We start from the raw sequence: 22,839 nt of genomic DNA, 5'->3' as shown, positions 1-22,839 counted from the left end.
ACGACCAGGATTCATTCGGTCTCCTTCCCACTTCAACCATACACCAGAACCAACACACAGGATTCTATGGTCTGCGCCGCGTCGCTTCGCTCCTTGCTCCGCCATAGAATGACGAGGTTGCGGCGGCTTCAACCAATCCCCGGCGTTTGCGATGATTTCACGGAAATGAACGGAAAATCTAGCACCAAGACAAACGGCAACCTTTCAAAATCCCTGTCGAGGGAATAACCGAAAACCTCGCGTCGGGATGCGCGTTTGAAAGAGAGCAGGCATTGGAACGAATTTCAGCCGGACCTCATTACGCGACCTATAAAATCGGCGACTTGACGGTCACCTCGCTGCGCGACGGTTACGTCGACATGCCCGTCCGGAGACTGCGCCAGCCGGGAGACAAGCCTTTCGGCGACGATCTGCCGCCGCAGGTGCCGCTCTTCGACGGCGCGCTCCGATTGTCGGTCAATGCCTTTGCCATCGACGACGGCGAAGACATCACGCTGATCGATACCGGATCCTCGAACGCCTGGCACCCGACGATGGGCTTTCTGCCGCAGGCGCTGAGCGAGGCGAACATCGCCGTCGATCGGATACACACTGTCGCCTTCACCCACACCCATCTCGACCATATCCAAGGGCTCATCCTTCCGGATGGCAGGGACGGTTTCCCGCAGCTCTCCCGCTTACTTGTCCCTCGAGCCGAGCTCGACATGTTCCGGTTGGAAGCGAGGTTGAGCCGCTTCCATGACCGAGCGCAGCCTCTGGATCCGGGACAGCACTTGAGTGCGAACATCGAGGCGATCGCCGCGCCGGGTCATGAAATCGGCCATACCTGCTTTCGTGTTGCGAGCCACGGCGAAACATTGCTGGTCTGGGGCGACCTCGTGCATGCTCCGTCGCTTCAGTTCGATCGGCCGGAGGTCGCGTGGGAGTTCGACGCGGATCAGGAACAGGCACGGGCAACCCGGTTGCGTATATTGGCCCTTGCCGCCGACAATGCCTGGTGCGTTGCAGGAGCGCATCTCGATTCACCGGGCGTCGGCCGGATTTCCCGAACCGAGACAGGCTACCGCTTCGAACCTCTGTAGGAACTGGGGCTAGGTCTTGGCCGACAGCCCGAGCCGCGTGCGCAGCCGGCGCAGCGTACGGGAGAATACCCCGGCATCGTCAGCGGCACGGGCAAGGGTGAGCGCGCCCTGGATGGCGGCGACGGTTTCCTCCGCCAGTTCGACGGCTTCGGTTTTCCCATGCCCAACTCGCGCCAGCGCATCGGCGAGGTGCGCGACCCAACGGCCGAAATAGTCCCTTATCTGGCTGGCGAAGAGGTCGCGGGATGCCTCCAGTGCGAAGGCGCCGATGAGACAGACCCGGCGCCCGGAGCGGAAGTAGCTGTCCGTCGCCGCGAGCATCTGCTCGATCCCGGCCGACGGATCGCCGCCGTCGCGCAGCGGCGCAAATACATTGTCCTCGAACCAGCCGTCGATATGGGCAATGACGGCCCTCGCCATCTCTTCCTTGCCGCCCGGAAAGAAGTGGTAAAGGCTCCCCTTGCCGAGCCCCGCCGCCTCGCCGATCAGGGCCAGGCTGGCGCCCTCATAGCCGTGCTCGCGGAAAACCTCGGCCACGATCGCCAGCAACTGGTCGTGGTCCGGAGCGATGCGCCGCATGCTTAGTGTTCTTGTTCGAGCATTATCTTTTCCAAAACCGCTGCACAATTTTTTGGGTCATGCTCTAAAGCCCGAGTTCCGAAAGGCCGGGATGGTCGTCCGGCCGGCGGCCGAGCGGCCAATGATACTTCCGCTCGCGTTCCGTGATCGGCAGGTCGTTGATGCTCGCCACGCGCCGGCGCATCAGCCCGGCCTCGTCGAATTCCCAGTTCTCGTTGCCGTAGGAGCGGAACCAGTGGCCGCTGTCGTCGCGCCATTCATAGGCGAAGCGCACCGCGATGCGGTTTTCATTCCAGGTCCAGACCTCCTTGATCAGGCGATAATCCAGCTCGCGCGCCCATTTGCGCTTGAGGAAATCGACGATCTCGCCGCGACCCGAGATGAACTCGGCCCGGTTGCGCCATCTGCTGTCCTCGGTATAGGCGAGCGAGACCCGTTCCGGGTCGCGGCTGTTCCATGCATCCTCGGCGAGGCGCGCCTTTTGCGCCGCTGTCTCGGCCGTGAAGGGCGGCAATGGCGGACGGCTCATGAAATCTCCTGTCGGTTCCGATCGTCGATAACCGACATTGTAGCGATCGGTACAATGGGTCAAGGCCACGCCTGGTTCTACTGCTTCGTTGCCAGCCCCTTCAGCCGGTAGAGCGCCTCCAGCGCCTCGCGCGGCGTCATCTCGTCGGGATTGATCGCGCCGAGCGCGTCGCCCAGCGCATCGCTTTTGACCGGCTTCGCCGCTTCGCGTTTCACCGCCACCGAAAACAGCGGCAGGTCGTCGACCAGCCGATTGGTCTTGCCCGAGACTTCGCCCTCTTCGAGCTGGTGCAGCACTTCCTTGGCGCGGGCAACGACGGCTTCCGGCAGGCCGGCGAGCCGCGCCACCTGTACGCCGTAGGAGCGGTCGGCCGCGCCCTTGCCGACCTCGTGCAGAAAGACGACGTCGCCTTCCCATTCCTTCACCCGCATGGTGACGTTGTGAAGCCGGGGGAGCTTGCCCGCCAGCGCCGTCATCTCATGGAAATGCGTGGCAAAAATCGCCCGGCAGCGGTTCTTCTCATGCAGATATTCGACCGCCGCCCAGGCGATCGACAGGCCGTCGAAAGTTGCCGTGCCGCGGCCGATCTCGTCGAGGATGACCAGCGCCCGCTCGCCGGCCTGGTTGAGGATCGCCGCGGTCTCGACCATCTCGACCATGAAGGTCGAGCGGCCGCGCGCCAGGTCGTCCGAGGCGCCGACGCGCGAGAACAGCCGGTCGACCACGCCGATATGGGCGCTTTGCGCCGGCACGAAGGAACCGGTCTGGGCAAGGATGGCGATCAGCGCGTTCTGCCTGAGGAACGTCGATTTGCCGCCCATATTCGGGCCGGTGAGCAGCCAGATCGCGCCGGCCTTGGCGCCGCCCTGAGGCGACAGGTCGCAATCATTGGCGACGAACGGGCCATCGCCGGAACGCCTGAGCGCCTGTTCGACCACCGGGTGACGCCCACCGGCAATTTCGAAGGCGAGGCTCGAATCCACCAGCGGCCGGCACCAGCCCTCGCTTTCGGAAAGCAATGCCAGCGCCGACGAAACATCCAGAGCCGCAAGCGCGTCGGCGCCGGCGCGGATCCGTTCGGCCTCGCCCACCACTTCCGCGGTCAGCCGGTCGAAAGCGGCGAGCTCGGTGCTCAGCGCCCGGTCGGCGGCGTTGGCGATCTTCGATTCCAGCTCCGCCAGCTCGGTCGTGGTGAAGCGCATGGCGTTGGCCATGGTCTGGCGATGAATGAAGCGCGCCTTGGCGGCGTCGCTGCCGGTCATGATCGAATGGTGATTGGCGGTGACCTCGATGTAGTAGCCGAGCACATTGTTGTGCCGGATCTTCAGCGAGCGGATGCCGGTCTCTTCGATCAGCGAGCGCTCCAGCCCGGCGATCACCTTTCGCGATTCGTCGCGCAGCGCCCGCATCTCGTCGAGCTCGGCATTGTAGCTCGACCGCACGAAGCCGCCGTCGCGCTTGATCAGCGGCAGCTCGTCGTCGAGCGCTTCGCTGAGGTGGCGGGCAAGCTCCTCGGGCAAGGCTTTGATCGCGGCCAGTGCCGCAGCGAGCTCGGCGGGCAGATCGGCCCCCGCGAACAATTCGGCGATCGCGCCGGCCGCCTCGAAGCCGGCGCGCAGCGCGCCCAGGTCGCGCGGTCCGCCGCGGTTGAGCGCCAGCCTGGACAGCGCGCGCGGCATGTCGGCGACGCTTTTGAGGCTCGTCCGCAGGCCCTGGCAGAGCCGCATCTCGGAACGGAAGAACGACACCGAATCCAGCCTAGCCGCGATTGCTGTTGGATCGGTCAGCGGCGCCATCAGCCGGTCGGCGAGCAGTCGCGCGCCGCCCCCCGTCACCGTGCGGTCGATCGCCTTGAACAGCGAGCCGTCGCGGTTGCCGGACAGCGTGCGCAGCAGTTCCAGGTTGGCGCGCGTCGCCGGATCGATGAACAGCGTCGAGCCCTGCTCCTCGCGCTCGGGCCGCGACAGCGGCGGACGTTCGGCTTTTTGCGTTTTTTCGACATAGGCGATGGCGCCCGAGATCGCCGATAACTCGGCGCGCGAGAATGTGCCGAAACTGTCCGGCGTCGCGACCTCGAAGAAGCGCGCGATGCGTCCGGTGGCCGAGGCCGAATCGAACAGCGACGGCGGCTGCGGATTGGCGACGCGGCCCAGCACGTCGAACACGGGCCTGAGCTCCGGATCATGGAAAACCGGCTCGGCGACGATCAGCTCGCGCGGGTCGACGCGGAAGATGTCGGCAAGCAGCCGCTCGGCGCTCGTCTCCGCAACGCGGAAGGCGCCGGTCGAAATGTCGATCCAGGCCAGCGCGAAGCCGGCTTGACTGGTCGCGCCTCCCTTCACGCGGCCGAGCGCCATCAGGAAGCTCGATTCCGAGGGCGCGAGCAGCTTGTCCTCGGTGATGGTGCCTGGCGTGACCAGCCGCACCACGTCGCGGCGCACCACCGATTTGGAGCCGCGTTTCTTGGCTTCGGCCGGGTCCTCGATCTGCTCGCACACGGCAACGCGAAAGCCTTGCGCGATCAGCTTCTGCAGATAGTCGTCCGCCGCATGCACCGGCACGCCGCACATCGGGATGTCATTGCCCTGGTGCTTGCCCCGCTTGGTCAAGACGATGCCCAGCGCCTGGCTCGCCTTCTCCGCGTCGTCGAAGAACAGCTCGTAGAAATCGCCCATGCGGTAGAACAGCAGCGAATCCGGGTTCGCCGCCTTGATCTCGATGAATTGCTCCATCATCGGCGTGACGCCGGCCGTGGCAAACGGTGCCGGTGCCGCCGTGGCGTTGTGTTCTTCCGGGGTACGCATATCCATCCCGGCACGCTAGCAGATGTGAGCGGGCGGTTTAATGCCGGCGGTTGCAAAAACGGGGGACGAGTGGACGGTTGCCGCCATCAGCAGGATGGGCGCACGGGGGCGTGTTGCCTCATGCCGCCGGCCGACATATGGATCGTTCGGGGTCAGGAGAAGATAGCGGGGCGATGAAGAAGGACGGACACGAGACGTTCGAGGAGATGGTCGGCCCGGTCGGCTCGCCGCTCAGGCGGGTGCGGCTTCTTGCCACCAACCGCGCCAACCGTACCAGAACCAAAATCAGGGCGTGGGTGCGGACACGGTTTCCCTTCATCCTGCCGACGCGCGGGCCGCTCTCCGGCCTCGATGGCGGCATCGACATACCCGTCCATGTCTTCAGTCGCGATCCGTTGATCCTCTACATACCTGTCGGCGGCCGGCGCCCGCTCTACGCACTCGCTGCCCTCTGCCGGCGCATGGTGCCAGCGCGCGCTACCTTCCTTCTGATGCCGAACTGGACGCTGGAGAGGCCCACCGTCGTCGAGCAGATACGCAAGGATCTCGCGTGGTTCGCCGCGGTCTGCCCCCACCATGACCTGATCTTCCTCTGCAACACAGAGGAAGAGCGCCGTCTGATTGCAGGCGTTGGCGGCACAGCGATCTTCTCCAATCACAATCTGATGATTTCGGAAGACGTCTTCCGGCCGCTGCCGGACGTGCCGGTCGAGTACGATGCCGTCTACAATGGCCGTATCTCGCACACCAAGCGGCACCACCTCGCCTTCGAGATCGAAAGACTGGTCCATGTGACGTCCTCGATCGGCGAATTGCCGCCGGCCGGCGACCGCGCCTTCATCCGCCGGCTGCAGGCGCAATCGCCGCTTCACAGCATCGCCAATCCGCTTGTTGACGGCCTGCCCGGGCGGATGCCGCCTTACGAGGTCAACCGCGTCTATAACCGGGCCGCGGTCGGGCTCTGCCTGTCGGCGGTGGAAGGGGCGATGTATTCCAGCATGGAGTATCTGCTGGCCGGCCTGCCGATCGTCTCGACGCCGAGCATCGGCGGCCGCGACGTCTATTTCGATCCGGACTATTGCCTGATCGCCGAGCCGGAGCCGGCCGCAATCCGCCGCGCGGTCGAGCGACTTCGCGACCGCGCCATCCCGCGCGAGGAGATTCGTGGCCGCACGCTGGAAAGGGTGCGGGCGCAACGGCTGGAACTGATGGCCTATCTCTCGGCGCTTAAGCAGCGCATGGGAAGCAACGATCCGCCTTTCTCCGAATGGCCGTTCGCCGGCACCTCGGGGCTGACGCGGTGGGCCCCGGTACGCGAGCACCTGCGCGAGATTGCCGCGATCTCATCGGGCAAGATTTGACAGCTTGTCTCTGCCAACGGAGGAACAAAATCGCTGGATCGCTTGGCGGTTTACAGCGGCGGCGTGTACCCTTAAGCGGGTAATTCAAAACAATGCGCCTCAAGAGCGCGAAATGGTGGGAGAAGCGTCAGCAACATGGCCAGGAAAACGGAAAGCAGCGGCCCCTCCGTCAGTCCCGAGGAGGCGCTGGAGTTCCACGCCATGGGACGGCCCGGCAAGCTGGAGATCGTCGCCACCAAGCCGATGGCGACGCAACGCGATCTGAGCCTCGCCTATTCGCCGGGCGTCGCCGTTCCCGTGCGCGCCATCGCTGAGGATCCGAGCCGCGCCTTCGACTATACGGCGCGCGGCAACATGGTCGCCGTCATCTCCAACGGCACCGCCATCCTCGGCCTTGGCAATCTCGGCGCGCTGGCCTCGAAGCCGGTGATGGAAGGCAAAGCGGTGCTGTTCAAGCGCTTCGCCGATGTCGATTCGATCGACCTCGAAGTGGCGACCGAGGACGCCGACGAGTTCATCAATTGCGTGCGCTTCCTGGGGCCGTCCTTCGGCGGCATCAATCTCGAGGATATCAAGGCGCCCGAGTGCTTCATCATCGAGCAGCGGCTGCGCGAGCTGATGGACATTCCCGTCTTCCATGACGATCAGCATGGCACGGCCATCATCTCGGCCGCCGGGCTGATCAACGCGCTGGAGATCACCGGCCGCGACATGAAGACCACAAAAATGGTCTGCAACGGCGCCGGCGCCGCCGGCATCGCCTGCATCGAATTGATGAAGGCGATGGGTTTTTCGCCCGAAAATATCATCCTATGCGACACCAAGGGCGTGGTCTTCCAAGGCCGCACCGAAGGCATGAACCAGTGGAAGTCGGCGCATGCGGTCAAGACCGAGGCGCGCAGCCTGGCCGAAGCGCTGGACGGCGCCGACGTCTTCCTTGGCCTGTCCGCCAAGGGCGCGCTCACCACCGCCATGGTGCAGTCGATGGCCAAGAACCCGATCATCTTCGCCATGGCCAATCCCGATCCGGAGATCACGCCGGAGGAAGTGGCCGAGATCCGCACCGACGCCATCATGGCCACCGGCCGCTCCGACTACCCAAACCAGGTCAACAATGTTCTGGGCTTCCCCTATATCTTCCGCGGCGCGCTGGATGTGCGCGCCACCACCATCAACGACGAGATGAAGATCGCGGCCGCCAGGGGGCTTGCCGAGCTGGCGCGCCAGGACGTGCCGGACGACGTTGCCGCCGCCTATCAGGGCAACCGGCCGAAATTCGGCCCCAACTACATCATTCCGGTGCCATTCGATCCGCGCCTGATCTCGGCGATCCCGCTGGCGGTGGCCAAGGCGGCGATGGAATCCGGCGTCGCCCGCAAGCCGATCCTCGATCTCGACCGCTATGCGCAGGAACTGTCCGCGCGCCGTGACCCGATCGCCTCGACCTTGCAGCGCATCTACGACCGTGTGCGCCGCCAGCCCAAGCGCATCGTCTTTGCCGAGGGCGAGGAGGAGCAGGTGATGCGCGCCGCCGTCTCCTATGTGAACCAGAGGCTCGGCACGGCGATCCTGCTCGGCCGCGACGACGTCATCAAGGACAATGCCCGCAATGCCGGCATCGACCTCAACAAGCCGGGCATCGAGATCATCAACGCCAGGCTGTCGCGCCGCAACGGCATCTACACCGACTATCTCTACGAGCGCATGCAGCGGAAGGGTTTCCTGTTCCGCGACTGCCAGCGGCTGATCAACAACGACCGCAACCATTTCGCCGCCTGCATGGTGGCGCTGGGCGACGCCGACGGCATCGTCACGGGTGTGACCCGCAACTATTCCACCGCGCTCGACGACGTGCGCCGCATCATTGACGCCAAGCCGGGCCACCGCGTCATCGGCGTCTCGATCGTGCTGGCGCGCGGCCGCACCGTGTTGGTCGCCGACACCGCCGTGCACGACATGCCGAACGCCGAGCAGATCGCGGACATCGCCGAGGAGGCGGCCGGTTTTGCCCGCCGCATGGGCTACGAGCCAAGGCTCGCTATGCTCGCCTATTCCACCTTCGGCCATCCGCAGGGCGAGCGTTCCGAGCGCGTGCAGGAAGCGGTGCGCATCCTCGACAAGCGCCGCGTCGATTTCGAGTATGACGGTGAGATGGCCGCCGACGTGGCGCTGAACCCGCGCGCCATGGCGCAGTATCCTTTCATTCGCCTGACGGGACCGGCCAATGTGCTGGTGATGCCGGCATTCCACTCGGCCTCGATCTCGACCAAGATGCTGCAGGAGCTCGGCGGCTCGACCGTCATCGGCCCGCTGCTGGTCGGCCTCAACAAGCCGGTGCAGATTGTGTCGCTGAATGCCAAAGACAGCGACATCGTCAATATGGCGGCAATTGCAGCTTATACGGCGGGCAACTGACGAAGGCGTTTGCTGACGAGGCGTTTGCCCACATCGCCAACGTTTGGAATTGGAAAAGGCCCGCGGCGATGCCGCGAGCCTTCCCTGAGATCGCCAGTCCGATCAGAAGTTGCGCTGGAAGCGAACGATGCCGCCGACGCTGTTCTTCTTGTCGGCCTTGGTCCAGTCGACGACATTGGTGTCACCGATCCCATCGTCAAACCTGCCGAAATGGTCCCAATCAACTTCGCCTGTGATCGTGAAGCCCGGAACGATGCTGTAGGCGATGTTCGCAGCCACGGCGTAGTTCTTGTCGTCGTCAGCCGAAGCCTGGAGGTTGAACGAAGTCTTGGCGTCGAACTTGTAGGTGCCGCCACCCCAGACAGCCCAGTTGCCGCCCCACGGCTTGTAGAAGCCGCGGCCATGGGTGTTGATGGCGTTACCCGCGTCGCGGAAGTTATCGTCCGTACCGTAGCCGCCCATGATGAACAGCGTCAGTTCCTTGGTGACATTGACATCCAGGCGAACCTTGCCGGCCACTTCTTCGTAGTTGCTGTCATAGGCAACGACGCCGGTGATCGCACCCCAGTCGCCCTTATACTTCAGACCGCCGACGACATGCGGAACGTAGCTGTCGATCGTGCCTGCGATAACGCCCGTACCCGTGCCGGTAGCAAGACCTGTAACGTCCGATCCTTCTTCAAGGGAGATCACGCCCGAGAAGCCGCTGCCAGCATCGAAGTAGTAGCTGACGACATTGGTGTCCTTTATGCCGTACGGGATGGTCGTGTCCTGGATGACGTTGCCGGCATAGCCGATGAACGAGTCATAAGGCGTCTCGTCCTTGCCGACGCGCAGCCCGCCGAGCTGGATCCAAGCGAAGTTCAGCGTTGGCGTGCTCGTCGGGCCACCATTCTTGAAGTTGAAACGCGTCTCGGTATAGGTCTTCAACGTGCCGAGCTCGGTCTCCTGGCCGGTCCAAGTCTTCAGGTTAAAACGGGCGTTCTTGTTCCAGCTGTTCTGCGAGTCGCCGTCCTGAACGTCGGTGGTCTTGCGGCCGTCGAAAGTGCCGACGTCGCCGAAGCCGGCGTCATAGCGGATGTAGCCGCCGACGCGCAGGCAGGTCTCGGTGCCGGGGATGTAGAAATAGCCGGCGCCATAGACGTCGCAGATCTTCACGTATTCGGCCGGTTCCGGCTCGGCGACGGTGACCGCGTCGGCGGCGCGGGCGCCCGAAACTGCGATCAGAGCCGCAGCGGAGCCGAGTAGAAGGCTCTTGATGTTCATTTTCTTGAATCTCCAGTCAAAGGTTCAAGACAGGCCTGACGTGCCGTTCGGCTTTGCCACCCCCGTCCCCATCGTTGAAAAAGCACGCGCACCGGCGCCGCTTCTTCGCCTTGGACATGGCCTAATCGTTGGCCTCACACAACAGGGGTTGTGTCGGAAAGGCGGCTTTTTGAACTCTTGTAGAAGTCTTGTTGCGTAAATATCACGTCACATAAATGCAAAGATGGAACATTCTGAACAATAAGTACAATCGGAACGTCAGGTAACCTGCACAATGTGCCAAATGTGCCAATTATTACAGTTTTATGACAAGCGATTTGCCGGACAAGTTTTCTAAAAATCCAGATAAGCATAGAAAAATCGACTCCGCGAAACAGGAGTCAGGATAGAGTACGTGTCGCGCGGAGCACGTCCTCGACCATGTCTTCCCGTAACATCTCGATGGGGATGCGGCCGTCGAGCTCGGGCGAGGGTCGGGTCAGCCAAAACCAGGCAAGTCTCGGATTGGCGATCGCCGAAAGCACGTCGCTGATCCCGGGAACCGGCCTGCCGTCGACGAATTGGGCTAATGGGAAGACATGCTTGCGGCCGCCCTTGCGCAACGCGACGACCTCGCCGCGTCTTTGCCAGCGATGCAGCGTGGAACGCGGGATGCGGAGCTTCTCTTCCAGATAGGTCGAGCCGGCGACCTCGCCGGCCCAATCCTCGATCAGCATCGATTGGAGCTCCGCGGCCCGCTCGGCGATCGGCTGCGCCGCAGGCCTCTCTGTCTCCGATTTCGGCGGTGAGCGCTCAAGAGCGCGGCCGGATATGGCCGGGCCGTCGCTCGCGGCCTTGTTCGTCATCGCACGAAAGAAGTCGGAGGCAAGGTCGGTCCACTCACCCTTGAAGGAGCTGATGGCAAGGCGCTGTGCTTGCGGCAGGAAGGGCAGGGCGGCAGCCACATGGCCCGCGATCTTGCTTGCTGAAGCAAGCGCCTCGGCGCCCAGCATGACGCCCTGCTGCGTCAGCGCCTGCTGCACCGCCTCGGCGACCAGGCCTGCCAACGCCTCTTGTGAAATCCCGTCGGACGAGTTCTGGAATCTGGTCATGAATCTGTCTTGCGGCCCGCGCTCCTCCCAGGCGCCGGCCGATGCTGAAATTCTTATTGCGGAAAGCAAAAACTGCGGCGGCAACGAACGCCGCGGCCCGGCAGGTTGCTGGCACGCATCTTCACACCCCTGGTTTGGCGTGCCGCAATGTCAGTCGCAGTACGCCTCAGTTTGCGTGTAGGAGCGCTCTATGACAGGGGCGCGACAGAGAAGCCGGTTTTGACCCTGTTGGCGGTAACGCAACGGTACTTATTGGGCAGCTCTAAAGCAGCCCCACTTGCTCGGCTTCGCGACGCAGATTCTGGCGCGGGCGCGGGCCGATCTGCTGGATCACCAGCCCGGCCGACAGCGAGCCGAGATCGCCGCAGTCCTTGAGGCTGCGGCCGGTCGTGTAGCCGTAGAGAAAGCCGGCAGCGTAGAGATCGCCGGCGCCGGTCGTGTCGACCAGCTCCTTGATCTTCGTCGCCTGGATGATGACGGTCTCGTCGCCGCGCACGATGACCGAACCTTTTTCAGAACGAGTGACGGCGGCTATTCTGCAATCCTTGCGGATGGCGGCGAGCGCCTCCTCGAAGGAGGCGGTCTGGTAGAGCGACTTGATCTCGTGGCTGTTGGCAAAGACGATGTCGACGGTGCCCGAACGCATCAGCTCGAGAAACTCGTCGCGGTAGCGGTCGACGCAGAAGGAATCCGACAGCGTCATCGACACTTCGCGGCCCGCCGCATGCGCCAGCTTCGCCGTCTGCCGGATGGCTTCCTTGGCGCGCGGCGGATCCCACAGATAGCCTTCGAAATAAGTCACCTTGGCGCCGGCGGCCTTGTCGGCCTCGACATCCTCGGGGCCAAGCTCGACGCAGGCGCCGAGATAGGTGTTCATCGAACGCTCGCCGTCGGGCGTGACGAAGATCATCGAGCGCGCCGTCGGCGGTTCGCCCTTGAGCGGTGCGGTATCGAAGGCCACGCCCTGGGCGTGGATGTCATGGGTGTAGATCTCGCCCAGCGCGTCGTTCGACACCTTGCCGAAGAAAGCGGCCCGTCCGCCGAGGCTGGCGACGCCGGCCGCGGTGTTGCCGGCGCTGCCGCCGGAAGCCTCGATCGCCGGACCCATGCGGCTGTAGAGCAGTTCGGCGCGCCTGGCGTCGATGAGGTTCATCGCGCCCTTGATGATGCCGTTGGTCTCGAGAAAAGCTTCGTCGCACTGCGCGATGATGTCGACAATGGCATTGCCGATGCAAAGCACGTCATATTCCGGCATCAAAATCTCCGCCAAGGGCTGCCCGGCTATCTGGCATGCCGGCCGGGCGCGGGTCTAGCGACTTGGCATTGCTTTGCCTACCCCGAAAATCGCCATTGTTTGCGAAGCGCCGGCTGCGGCAGCGTTCGTGTCGAACTGGCCCATATCGACCGCGGCCTTCGCCGCTATGGTTTCGCGGCGATCGAAACATTTCCGCGCCGCCATGGGCTAGAAGCAATTCCAGGAAAAGTGAGTGGCGGTATTCCGTCAGCAATTGCGTAACAACAAAGCGGATCGTTCCCGCAGCAGAAGGCGCAGAAATGTCCCAGAAGAGCGAAATGTCCACCGAACTGGCGCTGCTCGGCGTCCTGGCGGTGCTGTGGGGCGCTTCCTACACCTTCATCAAGGTCGGCGTCGAGACGATCCCGCCTGTGACCTTCATCGCCGCCCGGACCTTGATCGCCGGGGGCATTCTCTTCACCATCATCCGCTGGCGCGGCCTTGCCATGCCGGCCGATGCGGCAGTATGGCCCCGGTTCGCCTTCCAGGCCTGTCTCAACAGCGTCGTGCCCTTCACGCTGATCGCCGCCGCCGAGCGCTCGGTCGATGCCGGCCTCGCCACCATCCTCAATTCGACGTCGCCGATCTTCACCTTCCTGCTGACGGCATTGATCACGCGCCATGAGCCCGTAACGGCGCGCAAGCTGCTCGGCGTCGGCGCCGGCATCGTCGGCATCTGTCTCATCATCGGCACGCAGGCGCTTGGCGGGCTTGGCCATCAATTGTGGGCGCAGCTTGCGATCGTCATCGCGACGGTCTCCTATGCCGGCGCGGCGATCTTTGGCCGTGGCTTTAAGGGCCTCGATCCGATGATACCCGCCGCGGGTTCGATGCTTTGCGGCGCCGCCATCCTTGTGCCGCTGAGCCTGGTCGTCGACCGGCCATGGACGCTTGCGCCGTCGGGCGCATCGATCCTGGCCCTGCTCGGCCTGTCGGTCTTCTCGACGGCGCTGGCTTTCGTCATCTATTTCCGCCTCATCCACACGCTGGGCTCGGTCGGCACCACCTCGCAGGCCTATCTGCGCGTGCCGATCGGCGTCGGCATCGGCGCCGTCTTCCTCGGCGAAAGCCTCGGGCCGGCGGCCTGGCTCGGCATGGCCTTCGTCGTCGCCGGCGTCGCGGCGATGACCATTCCGGCCAGGCGGGCCAGGCTTGCGCAATAGTTGCGCCTGGCATCCAGCCTGCTTATCTGCGAAGCGTCTTTTTCGATGAGGGGTTGAAGACGCTGTGATCCTCGACGCCGCCCGCGCCGCCGCCAGCCGGTTGTTCTCTCCCGAATTCCGCTCCGTCTTTCTAAAGACGCTGGGGCTGACGCTGCTCGCTCTGCTGGCGCTCTGGGTCGGTTTGGAGAGCCTGCTCGAATGGCTGGCCTGGCCATGGCTGCAAACGCTGCTTCCAGGCCTGCCGTCCTGGGCCGGGTGGCTGGGCGGCATCATCGCCGGCATCGTTCTGGCTGTGGGGTTGGCCTTGCTCATCGCGCCGGTGACCGCGATCGTCGCCGGCCTGTTCCTCGATGATGTCGCCGAAGTGGTCGAACGTACCGACTACCCCAACGATCCGCCCGGCCGCGCCGTGCCGGCGCTGCATTCGCTTGCGCTGGCCGTCAAATTCTTCGGCGTGGTCGTCCTCGGCAACATCGTCGCGCTGCTGCTGTTGCTGGTGCCGGGCATCAACATTGCCGCGTTCTTCATCGTCAACGGCTATCTGCTGGGCCGCGAATTCTTCGAGTTCGCCGCCATGCGGTTTCGTCCCGAACCCGAGGCCAAGGCGTTGCGCCGCAAACATGCCGGCACGGTGTTCCTGGCCGGGCTGGTCATCGCTGTGTTTCTTGCCGTGCCGCTGCTCAACCTTCTGACGCCGCTTTTCGCGGCTGCCATGATGGTGCATCTGCACAAGGCGGTTTCGGCGCGGGAACTGCTTTAATCGGTGCCGCCGCGGAACAGCGCCTGCAGCTTGCCGAACGGCATCGCCGCCCGGGCGAAGCCGAAGGTGCCGTCCTGCTGGATTTCGCGCGCCGCCGTCTCCAGCATGCTATAGGCGAAATTGGTCAGCCACGGTCCGAGCGAGATGCGCTTGGCTCCGGCCATGGCAAGGTCGGCGATGGTGAAGCCGGGTCGGGCCATCACATTGACCGGCCGGCTCACCGACGAGCAGATCGTGCGCACCATTTCGACGTCGCCGATGCCCGGCGCGTAGAGCACGTCGGCGCCGGCTTTCTCGAAAGCCTGCAGCCGCTTGATCGTGTCTTCGAGGTCGGTCTTGCCCCACAGGAAATTCTCGGCCCGCGCGGTGAAGACGAAATCATGCTTGAGCGCCCGGGCTGCCTCGACAGCGGCAGCGACGCGCTCGGTTGCCAGCGAGAAATCATAGATCGGATTGCCAGGGTCGCCGGTGTGGTCCTCGATCGAGCAGCCGGCGAGACCGGCGGCTTCGGCCGCGAAGATGGTCTCGGCGGCCTGTTCGGGGCTGTCGCCCTTGCCGCGCTCCAGATCGGCCGAAACCGGCAGCTCAGTCGCCGCCGTCACCTCGCGGCAATGATGGATCATGGCCTCGAAGGTCACGGCGCCGTCCGGCAGGCCGCGCGAGAAGGCGAAGCCGGCGCTGGTCGTCGCCAGCGCCTTGAAGCCGAACGAAGAAAGAAGCTTTGTCGTGCCTATGTCCCAGGGATTGGGCATGACGAAGGTGGAGGCGTGCAGATCGCGAAAAATCTTGCCCTTGTCGTCCATGGCAGGTCCTCAATCATGAGTTGGCTCGTGCGGCGAATTTATAGCGGCCGCTTGAACCGGGCAAACGAATGCTTACGGCTCAGAAGCGTTTGGCGTTTTCTGCTGACAATTTCTCGAAAGCGTCGGAATTGCTTGCGTAACGCGATCTGGCTTTATTCCAGCGATAGGTGACGGAAATGTCGTGCGAGACCGCCTTGGGCGCCGGCTCCTCGCAACTCTCGCCGCTCGGCTTGGTGGCATCGGTCACCGTCACTTTGATCGCGGCATAGGGTTTGTCGCCGCCGAGCGTCCGGAAGGACAGGTCCTGCGTGCGCCTGTAGGCGCAGACATTCTCGTCGAACGTGTTGATCTGGTCGATAGGCTCGAAGCGGTCGTCGCGGACGAGGATCAGGATCGTGCCGACATAGCCCTGGTTCGAATTGAAATGTGTGCTCATGGTGATGAGCGCGTCGTCGCCCGCACTGATCGGGAGTTTTCCTGGATCGCGAAAATAGGTGCTCCGGTCGGTTCCGACATTGACGGCGTCGAGCAGCTTCGGCTTGCCGGTGAGATCGTAGAGCGCCAGCGCGGCAAACCCTTCGGCGCTGTCCTGCGCCTGGCCGAGGTCGAGAAGCATCGCCAGCCGGTCCTTGCCGCCGGCCTTTATGGCCAGCACCGCCGCATTCGGCAGGTTGACGACCTCGGGCGGCGATCCGCCGTCGTCGCCGCCGAGGATGTCGCGCATCTCGATCGGCGCGCCGCCTGTGTAGAAACCGTCGCCGCCGGACTTGAGATCGGGCACGATCATTTTGGCGAGGTCGAAATAGGTGACGTCCTGGTGCCCGGGAACGGCGGTGTTCAGTTCCGGAAAGCTGACGGCCTGGGTCATCGCGGCCGCGCACACGCATGGCAGCAGCAGGCATGCAAATATGAAACGGCATAAGGTGGAAATCACCGGCCGCGCCCCCTCGGATGCGCTCACGCTAGCACGGCGCGTTGCGATGCGCAGCCGGGTGCGATCAGCGGATCGGCACGAGCCCGGCAAGGTCGCGCATATCGTCGAACAATATGCCGCCGGCCGCCGCCAGGCCATCGCGATCGGAGAGCGGATCGGCGTAATAGGAGAACACCCGCATGCCGGCGGCAATGCCGGCCTGGGTACCGGCGACGCTGTCCTCGATGACGATGCAGTCGGCCGGCGGGAAGCCCATCGTCCTTGCCGCATTCAGAAAGAGATCCGGGAACGGCTTGCCTCGGCTGACCATGGTGGATGAGAACATCGCATGCTCGAACAGCGGCAACAGCCCGGTCTGCCCGAGCGTGATGTGCATCTTCGAGACCCGCGCCGAGGAAGCGACGCAATAGGCAATGCCCGCGGCCCGCACCTTATCGATGAAGTCGCGCACATAGGGGATTGCTTCGACCCCGTGCGAAAAAAGGTCCGGCAGGCCGGCATTCCAGCGCTCGACGAAGTCAGCGCCGAGCCGCACCTCGGTCGTCTCTTCGATCTCCTTCTGCACCGAGGCCATGCTGCGGCCGGAGAAGTTCTTGCGGCAATATTCGAATGTGGTCGTAAACCCGGCGACGGTCAGCCATTCGGCGAGGCGCCTGTTGGCAAGGTTCTCGGTGTCGACCAGGACACCGTCGCAGTCGAAGATAACGAGCTTGGGGATTGCCATTCAAGCGGTGCCGGTCGACCCGAAGCCGCCTGCGCCGCGCGCCGTGCCGCCGGCCAATGCTCTTTCCTCGACCGCAACCTGGGTCACGGCCGCAAAAACGATCTGGGCAATGCGCATGCCGCGCGTCACCGAGAAATCCTCGTCGCCGAGATTGACCAGCAGCACCTTCACCTCGCCGCGATAGTCGCTGTCGACGGTGCCGGGCGTGTTGAGGACGGTGAGCCCATGCTTGAAGGCAAGGCCCGAGCGTGGCCGCACCTGGCCCTCCATGCCTTCCGGGATTTCCAGGACGAGCCCGGTCGGCACCAGCGCGCGTTTTCCGGGCAGGATGAGCAGCGGCCGGTCCTCCGGCACCGCGGCGCGCAAATCCATGCCGGCGGCGCCTGCGCTCTCATAGGCCGGCAGAGGCAGGCCATCGCCATGCGGAAGCCTGACGAAACCGACGGTGGGGCCGATGACGGAGGAAGAATGGACAGCCGTGCGCATGAAATCGATCCTATCGGCGCGTGCGGCGATTCGGTCAACTCGCCCGCCATACTATCAACGGCTTTCTTTCTGGCGTGACTATGGCCTCGCGGTCTACTTTGGCGATTGGCGAAAACACTCGTCACTTCGTCATCCACGGGCGGAGCAAGGAGCGAAGCGACGCGGCGCAGACCCGAGGATCCATTCCGTGACCTCAAAGCGTCGCAACGGTGCAGAATTCTGCTCCGCCGCAGTCTCTGATCGAGGTAACGGAATGGATCCTCGGGTCTGCTCCGCGTCCGCTTCGCTCCCGCTCCGCCCGTGGATGACGAAGTCGCGGAGGCCTCGGCCTACCTAGCGCAGTTCCACCGGCACCACGGTCGTCTCCTTGATCTCCTCCATGACGAAGGAGGCCGAGACATCCGATAACGCCACCTTGGCGATCAGGCGCTGGTAGAGGCGGTCATAGGCCTTCACGTCGGCGACGCGGGCCCTCAGCACATAGTCGAGGTCGCCCGACATGCGGTAGACGCCGGCGATCTCGGCAAAGCCGGTAACCGCCGCGCGGAATTTCTGCAGCCAGTCCGGATCGTGGTTGGAGGTGCGGACCAGGATGAAGACGGAAAGGCCCAGCCCGAGCTTGTCGGCATCGACCAGCGCGACGCGGCCGGTGATGACGCCATCCTCCTCCAGCCGCTTGACGCGCCGCCAGCAGGCGTTGCGCGACAGCGCCACCCGCTCCGACAGCTGGTCAACCGACAGCGTGCCATCGCGTTGCAGCTCAGCCAGCAATCTTCGATCAATCTCATCGATTTCTGTCGACATGTTGGGATGAATGTCCCACAAAATATCGAAAAGCAAGGACCATTTGGGACCAATGAACCAAAGCCGTATGGCACGATACTCATTATCGGGACTCATCCCGGCAGGAGGGATCACCATGACGACACGGTTTACGGCACTGTTCACGGCTCACCCGGAGAAGGTCGGCGAGACCTATTTCGGCCATATGGCGTTCGCCGCCTGGTTCTGCTCGCGCCTGTCGATGGCGGCTGGCGCCGCGCTCGTTCACGCTTTCTTGCCATTTCTGTTCGAGACTACGGCGAGCCGAATCGTTCGCGAGCTCTATGAGCGCACGCACAACAGGGGCTCGCATGCGGTGAAGGAGCCGAAGGCTCTCCTGGACCGCGCCTGATAGATGGTGGAAAGCGATGTGCCGGTGGGCGGCCTATCTTGGTGAAGCGGTCTTCCTCGAAGACATCATCACCGCGCCCTGCCATTCGCTGATCGCCCAGAGCCACTGCGCCCAGGAAGCCAAGTCGCCGACCAATGGCGACGGTTTTGGTCTGGCCTGGTATGGCGACCGGCCCGAGCCTGGACTCTACCGCGACATCCTGCCGGCATGGTCCGATCCCAACCTCAAGAGCCTCTGCCGGCAGATCAAGTCGGGCCTGTTCCTCGCCCATGTGCGCGCTTCGACCGGCGGCGCCACCAGCCGCATGAACTGCCACCCCTTCGTCTCCGGCCGCTGGTCGTTCATGCATAACGGCCAGATCGGCGGCTTCGAAAGGATCCGTCGCGCGCTGGAGAACACGCTCTCCGACGCGGTCTTCGACCAGCGCGAGGGCACCACCGATTCCGAGCTCTTTTTCCTCTTGATGATAAACCAGGGACTGGCGACCGACCCACATGGCGCGGTGTCGCGGGCAACCGGTCGCGTCATCGAAGCCTCCCGCCGGGCCGGCATCGAACCTGCGTTGAAACTGACCGCGGCCTTTTCCGATGGCGAGGCGCTGTACGCCGTCCGCTATGCCACCGACAGCCATGCGCCGACGCTCTATACCGGCGCCTTCGCGAAGCGCGCCGGCCATTGCATCGTCTCCGAGCCCTTCGACCGCGACGGCGGCGAGTGGCAGGCGATACCTCCGGCGAGCTTCGTCACCATGACGAGGGGCGGCACCGGCATCCGGCCGTTCGCGCCGGCGGCGGCCCCGCTGGCGCTGGTCGGCTGAAGCAAGATCCAGGCTGCCGGATTCAGGCAGAGATCAGCAAAACGTAAGCGTGGCGTAAGGACGCCCAGGCTCCCTCCTGTCATCCGTGGCGCTCGGCGGGCCGCGAATCCATTCGCGTGCCCGGAAACGCATCGACAGAGGATCAAACAATGTGCAGGTGGGCAGCCTATCTCGGCGATGCGATCTTCCTCGAGGAGGTCATCGCCGCACCCTCCCATTCCCTGATCGTTCAGAGCCATGGCGCGAAGGAGGCGAAATCGCCGACCAATGCCGACGGCTTCGGCGTAGCCTGGTACGGTGACCGGCCGGAACCCGGCCTTTACCGCGATGTCCTGCCGGCCTGGTCCGATACCAATCTCAGGAGCCTTGGACACCTGATAAAATCCGGCCTGTTCCTGGCCCACGTGCGCGCCTCGACAGGCGGCGTCACCAGCCGCGCGAACTGCCATCCCTTCGTTTCGGGCCGCTGGTCGTTCATGCATAACGGCCAGATCGGCGGCTTCGAGAAGATCCGTCGCGCGCTCGAGAATTCCCTCTCCGATACGTTGTTCGACCAGATCGAAGGCAGCACGGATTCCGAACTGTTCTTTCAGCTTATGATCGGCGAAGGCCTGGCGCAGGACCCGCAAGACGCGGTGTCGCGCGCCACCAGTCGCGTCCTTGAGGCTGCGCGCGGTGCCGGCATCGAACCGTCGCTGAAGCTGACGGCCGCGTTCAGCGACGGTCGGGCGCTTCACGCCGTTCGCTACGCCACCGACGAGCATGCTCCGACGCTTTATACCGGCGCCTTCGCCAAGGGAGTAGGTCGCTGCATCGTTTCCGAGCCGTTCGATCGCGACGGCCGGACCTGGCACGAGATTCCACAGTCGAGTTTCGTCACCATGACCCGCGACAGCACCAGCATCAAGCCTTTCGCGCCGGCGGCCGTCCAGTTGGCTCTGGCAGGGTGAGGGAAATCGGCACTTGGCGCAATTTCGATCAAGCGCTCGCGAGCTTCGGATGCTGAATTCGGCTTGAAGCCGCGCCCTCATCCGCCATGTTCAAGGCGAAGCGCGGCAAGCAGCCGGAGTGTGCACATGGATATCGGGTTTTCCTCGACTGCCGAGCTCGCGGCAGCCATTGCCCAGCGAAAAATTTCGGCGATCGAGGCGCTCGATGCGCAGCTTGCCCAGATCGACCGGCACAATGGGGCGGTCAACGCTGTCGTCATCTTCGATCGCGAACAGGCGCGGGCACGTGCCCTGCTGGCCGATGCGGCAACGGCGCGCGGCGACACGCTCGGTCCGCTGCATGGGGTGCCGTTCACGCTGAAGGATGCGCACGAGACGGCGGGCATCAGGACCACCGTCGGCTTTCCACCCTTCGCCGACTACGCGGCCAATCAGGACAGCCCTGTGGTTGAAAGGCTTAAAGCAGCCGGCGCCATACTGGTCGGCAAGTCCAATGTCCCCACTATGCTGGGCGACTGGCAGTCCGACAATCCGCTGTTCGGGCGCACTCGCAATCCCTGGATCGGTCGCGCACGGCCGGCGGCTCAAGCGGTGGCGCGGCCGCGGCAGTAGCGACAGGCATGACTCCGTTCGAAGTCGGCACCGACATGCAGGATTCCATACGCTTGCCCGCTGCTTTCTGCGGCGTCTATGGCTTGAAGCCGACTGAACATCGCGTGTCGCTGGCCGGCGCCTTTCCTGATCCGGGCGGCATGCCGCGCAGCGTGCGGCTGATGTCATGTGTTGGCCCGCTTGCTCGCAACATCGAGGATCTGGCGCTGATCTATCGGATCATTGCGGGACCGGACCGCGCGGACACCGACCTGGCGCCCGTGCCGGTTGAGCCGATGCCGAAACTCGAACTCAAGTCGTTGCGCATCGCCGTGGCCGAATCTTTCCCGGGCTTCCCGGTTGCCGCCGAAATCCGCGCCGCCGTAGAAGGCTTGGCCGCGAAACTCGCCTCGGCTGGCGCGGCTGTGGAGAGCGCGAAATTGCCGAAGCTCGACCTGCACGACGATTTGTCCGAAGGCGGTGCATTGATCGGCATGATGTTGGAAGCCGCACAGCCGGAACCGCCGGAGCAGCCGACGCCGGTGTCGCGCTGGTTCGCCGCGCTTGCCCGCCGCGACCGGTCGATCCTAGCCTGGGAGCGGTTCTTTGACAGCTGCGATGCCTTGCTCTGCCCGGTCGCCATGACCACGGCCTTCCCGCACTGCAAGCCGGGCAGCCCGCTCAAGGTCAATGGCAAGGAGGAGAGCTACTGGATGCTACCGGCCTATGGCGCGGTGTTCAACTATTCCAGCCATCCGGCGCTCGCGTTCCCTTGTGGGCAGGACCGCGACGGCTTGCCGGTCGGCCTTCAATTGGTCGGCAGGAAATGGTCGGAAGCGCGGCTGCTCGGCATTGCAGCCGCGATTGCGTCGCTCACCGGAGGGTTTCGCCGGCCTCCTGGCTACTGAGCGAAACGCGACAGCGCGTAGGGTTCAAGCAACGCATCGCGCTTGTCGCCGAGGATTTCGCTGGCCGCAAACAGGCCTATAGCCGGCGCCAGCGTGATGCCGGAATGGGTGACGGCGACGTAGAGCGCGCCGATGCCTTCCGCGCGGCTGACGATCGGGAAACCGTCGACCGGCGTCGGACGGTAGCCGATCGTGTGGAAGTCGAATTCCAGCCCGTTGGCGTCGCGCAGCATCGCTTTCGTCGCGGCGAACAGCGCCTGCGCGGCGGCCTCCGGATTCTCGCCCGGATCGCCGCCGCCGAAATCTGAGCCGGCGATGATGCGGCCCTCGGCGGTTTGGCGCATATGCAGTCTGTCAGCCAGCACCAGCCCGTTGAGCAGCTTTGGGTGCGGTCGCGAATGCACGATCAGGCCGGGCGGGGTCTCGATCGGCAGCTTGATGCCTGCCGTCGCGGCGATCGCCGGAGCGCCGGCGCCCGACGCGATCACCACCTCGTCGGCGGCGATGATCTCGCCCGAAGCGACGACGCCCGTGACCTTGCCGTTGACCAGCGCCAGCCTGTCGACGGTTCCCGTGACGACCCGCGCGCCGCGCCGTTCGGCGTCGGCCAGCAGCGCCTTCGTGGTCGCCACAGGCTCGGCCACGCCTTCCTGCGCGACATAAAGCGCAAACTCGGGAAGCTCCGCCAAATTGGGCTCGATGCGCGCCGCCTGTTCGCGCCCGACCCGTTCGATGCCATAGCCCCAGGACGAATGCTCGGCCGCATAGGCCTCGAGCCTGTCCGCGGGCAGGTCGAAGCACAGGCCGCCGCACCACGCGACCGGCAGGCCGGGCAGGTCGTTCGCCAGCCGTTTCCATTCGGCCATGGCGCGGATGCGCAGCCGGAAATAGGTTTCCGGATTGCCCCAGCTTGCATTGATCCAGGCAAAGGAATTCGGCGTGGCGACACCGCCGGCGCCGCTTTCCGAAACCACCGTCACCCGCGCGCCGGCTTTCATAAGATGCCAAGCGATCGAGGCGCCGATGATGCCGGCGCCGATGACGATGAATTGCTTTGCGCTGCTCATGCCGGACCTTTGAGAGAGATTTCCCTCTCATGCCACCGCGC

The 22,839-nt window shown here is 64.2% G+C and carries 21 protein-coding genes and 1 pseudogene; 10 read left to right on the top strand and 12 right to left on the bottom strand.

Features of this window, described 5'->3' with window-relative positions:
• The first annotated feature begins 272 nt into the window (after positions 1–272).
• Positions 273–1,082, top strand: a complete 810-nt coding sequence (locus LB523_RS13465) for an MBL fold metallo-hydrolase (protein WP_224603204.1) — start codon at positions 273–275, stop codon at positions 1,080–1,082.
• A 9-nt stretch (positions 1,083–1,091) separates the two neighbouring features.
• Here the strand turns inward: LB523_RS13465 and LB523_RS13460 are convergent, their stop codons facing one another.
• From LB523_RS13460 to mutS, 3 genes are all read right to left on the bottom strand, one after another.
• Positions 1,092–1,661, bottom strand: coding sequence for a TetR/AcrR family transcriptional regulator (locus tag LB523_RS13460; RefSeq protein WP_224603202.1), 570 nt, complete (start codon positions 1,659–1,661; stop codon positions 1,092–1,094).
• Positions 1,662–1,725: 64 nt separating this feature from the next.
• On the bottom strand, positions 1,726–2,190 hold the full coding sequence (locus LB523_RS13455) for a DUF1348 family protein (protein ID WP_224526995.1): 465 nt from the start codon (positions 2,188–2,190) through the stop codon (positions 1,726–1,728).
• A 77-nt stretch (positions 2,191–2,267) separates the two neighbouring features.
• Positions 2,268–5,000, bottom strand: a complete 2,733-nt coding sequence (gene mutS, locus LB523_RS13450) for a DNA mismatch repair protein MutS (RefSeq protein WP_224603201.1) — start codon at positions 4,998–5,000, stop codon at positions 2,268–2,270.
• A 167-nt stretch (positions 5,001–5,167) separates the two neighbouring features.
• On the opposite strand from mutS, the gene LB523_RS13445 reads away from it, so the two are divergent.
• Positions 5,168–6,355, top strand: a complete 1,188-nt coding sequence (locus LB523_RS13445) for a glycosyltransferase (protein WP_140846640.1) — start codon at positions 5,168–5,170, stop codon at positions 6,353–6,355.
• A 135-nt stretch (positions 6,356–6,490) separates the two neighbouring features.
• Positions 6,491–8,770: an NADP-dependent malic enzyme gene (locus LB523_RS13440; protein WP_224545128.1), complete on the top strand. Its 2,280-nt coding sequence runs from the start codon at positions 6,491–6,493 to the stop codon at positions 8,768–8,770.
• 102 nt (positions 8,771–8,872) lie between these two features.
• Here the strand turns inward: LB523_RS13440 and LB523_RS13435 are convergent, their stop codons facing one another.
• From LB523_RS13435 to LB523_RS13425, 3 genes are all read right to left on the bottom strand, one after another.
• The gene (locus tag LB523_RS13435) at positions 8,873–10,036 is read right to left on the bottom strand and encodes a porin (RefSeq protein WP_140846668.1); all 1,164 of its coding nucleotides are present in this window, start codon (positions 10,034–10,036) and stop codon (positions 8,873–8,875) included.
• 380 nt (positions 10,037–10,416) lie between these two features.
• Complete coding sequence (locus LB523_RS13430; RefSeq protein WP_140846681.1) at positions 10,417–11,127, bottom strand: antitoxin Xre/MbcA/ParS toxin-binding domain-containing protein; 711 nt, start codon at positions 11,125–11,127, stop codon at positions 10,417–10,419.
• Between the two features lie 262 nt (positions 11,128–11,389).
• On the bottom strand, positions 11,390–12,382 hold the full coding sequence (locus tag LB523_RS13425) for an adenosine kinase (RefSeq protein ID WP_224603200.1): 993 nt from the start codon (positions 12,380–12,382) through the stop codon (positions 11,390–11,392).
• A gap of 317 nt (positions 12,383–12,699) precedes the next feature.
• Here LB523_RS13425 and LB523_RS13420 point away from each other — a divergent pair, with 317 nt between their 5' ends.
• Together LB523_RS13420 and LB523_RS13415 are read left to right on the top strand one after the other, a co-directional pair.
• Positions 12,700–13,584 (top strand): EamA family transporter, encoded by an 885-nt coding sequence (locus tag LB523_RS13420; RefSeq protein WP_224603199.1) that lies wholly within the window; start codon positions 12,700–12,702, stop codon positions 13,582–13,584.
• A gap of 64 nt (positions 13,585–13,648) precedes the next feature.
• On the top strand, positions 13,649–14,344 hold the full coding sequence (locus LB523_RS13415; RefSeq protein WP_224603198.1) for a sulfate transporter family protein: 696 nt from the start codon (positions 13,649–13,651) through the stop codon (positions 14,342–14,344).
• Here LB523_RS13415 and LB523_RS13410 read toward each other — a convergent pair.
• The 5 genes from LB523_RS13410 to LB523_RS13390 all read right to left on the bottom strand — a co-directional run bounded on the left by LB523_RS13410 (position 14,341) and on the right by LB523_RS13390 (position 18,095).
• Positions 14,341–15,147: an isocitrate lyase/phosphoenolpyruvate mutase family protein gene (locus LB523_RS13410; RefSeq protein ID WP_224603197.1), complete on the bottom strand. Its 807-nt coding sequence runs from the start codon at positions 15,145–15,147 to the stop codon at positions 14,341–14,343. The two genes, LB523_RS13415 and LB523_RS13410, sit on opposite strands and share 4 nt — an antisense overlap.
• A 79-nt stretch (positions 15,148–15,226) precedes the next feature.
• Positions 15,227–16,015: a hypothetical protein gene (locus LB523_RS13405; RefSeq protein WP_224603196.1), complete on the bottom strand. Its 789-nt coding sequence runs from the start codon at positions 16,013–16,015 to the stop codon at positions 15,227–15,229.
• Between the two features lie 130 nt (positions 16,016–16,145).
• Positions 16,146–16,805, bottom strand: a complete 660-nt coding sequence (locus LB523_RS13400) for an HAD family hydrolase (RefSeq protein WP_224603195.1) — start codon at positions 16,803–16,805, stop codon at positions 16,146–16,148.
• Complete coding sequence (gene dut, locus LB523_RS13395; protein ID WP_224603194.1) at positions 16,806–17,291, bottom strand: dUTP diphosphatase; 486 nt, start codon at positions 17,289–17,291, stop codon at positions 16,806–16,808.
• A gap of 333 nt (positions 17,292–17,624) precedes the next feature.
• On the bottom strand, positions 17,625–18,095 hold the full coding sequence (locus tag LB523_RS13390) for an Lrp/AsnC family transcriptional regulator (protein ID WP_224603193.1): 471 nt from the start codon (positions 18,093–18,095) through the stop codon (positions 17,625–17,627).
• Positions 18,096–18,210: 115 nt separating this feature from the next.
• Here LB523_RS13390 and LB523_RS13385 point away from each other — a divergent pair, with 115 nt between their 5' ends.
• From LB523_RS13385 to LB523_RS29455, 5 genes and pseudogenes are all read left to right on the top strand, one after another.
• Positions 18,211–18,465: a DUF6356 family protein gene (locus LB523_RS13385; protein ID WP_040994452.1), complete on the top strand. Its 255-nt coding sequence runs from the start codon at positions 18,211–18,213 to the stop codon at positions 18,463–18,465.
• Between the two features lie 16 nt (positions 18,466–18,481).
• A complete protein-coding gene (locus LB523_RS13380) occupies positions 18,482–19,282 on the top strand; it encodes a class II glutamine amidotransferase (protein ID WP_224603191.1) in 801 nt (266 codons plus the stop codon).
• 149 nt (positions 19,283–19,431) lie between these two features.
• Positions 19,432–20,232 carry a class II glutamine amidotransferase gene (locus LB523_RS13375; protein ID WP_224603189.1) on the top strand — a complete coding sequence of 267 codons (801 nt, stop codon included), beginning with the start codon at positions 19,432–19,434 and terminating at the stop codon, positions 20,230–20,232.
• Positions 20,233–20,358: 126 nt separating this feature from the next.
• Positions 20,359–21,236, top strand: a pseudogene (locus LB523_RS29460) (amidase); the annotation flags it as partial.
• 81 nt (positions 21,237–21,317) lie between these two features.
• Positions 21,318–21,731: an amidase family protein gene (locus LB523_RS29455; RefSeq protein WP_411966462.1), complete on the top strand. Its 414-nt coding sequence runs from the start codon at positions 21,318–21,320 to the stop codon at positions 21,729–21,731.
• Here LB523_RS29455 and LB523_RS13360 read toward each other — a convergent pair.
• Positions 21,725–22,798 carry an NAD(P)/FAD-dependent oxidoreductase gene (locus LB523_RS13360; RefSeq protein WP_224603188.1) on the bottom strand — a complete coding sequence of 358 codons (1,074 nt, stop codon included), beginning with the start codon at positions 22,796–22,798 and terminating at the stop codon, positions 21,725–21,727. The two genes, LB523_RS29455 and LB523_RS13360, sit on opposite strands and share 7 nt — an antisense overlap.
• Positions 22,799–22,839 lie beyond the last annotated feature (41 nt).

Source organism: Mesorhizobium sp. ESP-6-4, from assembly GCF_020164735.1.
Classification (GTDB): Bacteria; Pseudomonadota; Alphaproteobacteria; order Rhizobiales; family Rhizobiaceae; genus Mesorhizobium.
Note: the sequence above shows the minus strand (reverse complement) of the source record. Positions and strands in the feature narration are given on the sequence as shown.

Excerpts from the sequence above, each read along its gene's own strand:
- LB523_RS13460 (WP_224603202.1), bottom strand. The coding sequence starts at position 1,661 with ATGCGGCGCATCGCTCCGGACCACGACCAGTTGCTGGCGATCGTGGCC.
- LB523_RS13455 (WP_224526995.1), bottom strand. The coding sequence starts at position 2,190 with ATGAGCCGTCCGCCATTGCCGCCCTTCACGGCCGAGACAGCGGCGCAA.
- mutS (WP_224603201.1), bottom strand. The coding sequence starts at position 5,000 with ATGGATATGCGTACCCCGGAAGAACACAACGCCACGGCGGCACCGGCA.
- LB523_RS13445 (WP_140846640.1), top strand. The coding sequence starts at position 5,168 with ATGAAGAAGGACGGACACGAGACGTTCGAGGAGATGGTCGGCCCGGTC.
- LB523_RS13440 (WP_224545128.1), top strand. The coding sequence starts at position 6,491 with ATGGCCAGGAAAACGGAAAGCAGCGGCCCCTCCGTCAGTCCCGAGGAG.
- LB523_RS13435 (WP_140846668.1), bottom strand. The coding sequence starts at position 10,036 with ATGAACATCAAGAGCCTTCTACTCGGCTCCGCTGCGGCTCTGATCGCA.
- LB523_RS13430 (WP_140846681.1), bottom strand. The coding sequence starts at position 11,127 with ATGACCAGATTCCAGAACTCGTCCGACGGGATTTCACAAGAGGCGTTG.
- LB523_RS13425 (WP_224603200.1), bottom strand. The coding sequence starts at position 12,382 with ATGCCGGAATATGACGTGCTTTGCATCGGCAATGCCATTGTCGACATC.
- LB523_RS13420 (WP_224603199.1), top strand. The coding sequence starts at position 12,700 with ATGTCCACCGAACTGGCGCTGCTCGGCGTCCTGGCGGTGCTGTGGGGC.
- LB523_RS13410 (WP_224603197.1), bottom strand. The coding sequence starts at position 15,147 with ATGGACGACAAGGGCAAGATTTTTCGCGATCTGCACGCCTCCACCTTC.
- LB523_RS13405 (WP_224603196.1), bottom strand. The coding sequence starts at position 16,015 with ATGACCCAGGCCGTCAGCTTTCCGGAACTGAACACCGCCGTTCCCGGG.
- LB523_RS13400 (WP_224603195.1), bottom strand. The coding sequence starts at position 16,805 with ATGGCAATCCCCAAGCTCGTTATCTTCGACTGCGACGGTGTCCTGGTC.
- dut (WP_224603194.1), bottom strand. The coding sequence starts at position 17,291 with ATGCGCACGGCTGTCCATTCTTCCTCCGTCATCGGCCCCACCGTCGGT.
- LB523_RS13390 (WP_224603193.1), bottom strand. The coding sequence starts at position 18,095 with ATGTCGACAGAAATCGATGAGATTGATCGAAGATTGCTGGCTGAGCTG.
- LB523_RS13385 (WP_040994452.1), top strand. The coding sequence starts at position 18,211 with ATGACGACACGGTTTACGGCACTGTTCACGGCTCACCCGGAGAAGGTC.
- LB523_RS13380 (WP_224603191.1), top strand. The coding sequence starts at position 18,482 with ATGTGCCGGTGGGCGGCCTATCTTGGTGAAGCGGTCTTCCTCGAAGAC.
- LB523_RS13375 (WP_224603189.1), top strand. The coding sequence starts at position 19,432 with ATGTGCAGGTGGGCAGCCTATCTCGGCGATGCGATCTTCCTCGAGGAG.
- LB523_RS29455 (WP_411966462.1), top strand. The coding sequence starts at position 21,318 with ATGATGTTGGAAGCCGCACAGCCGGAACCGCCGGAGCAGCCGACGCCG.
- LB523_RS13360 (WP_224603188.1), bottom strand. The coding sequence starts at position 22,798 with ATGAGCAGCGCAAAGCAATTCATCGTCATCGGCGCCGGCATCATCGGC.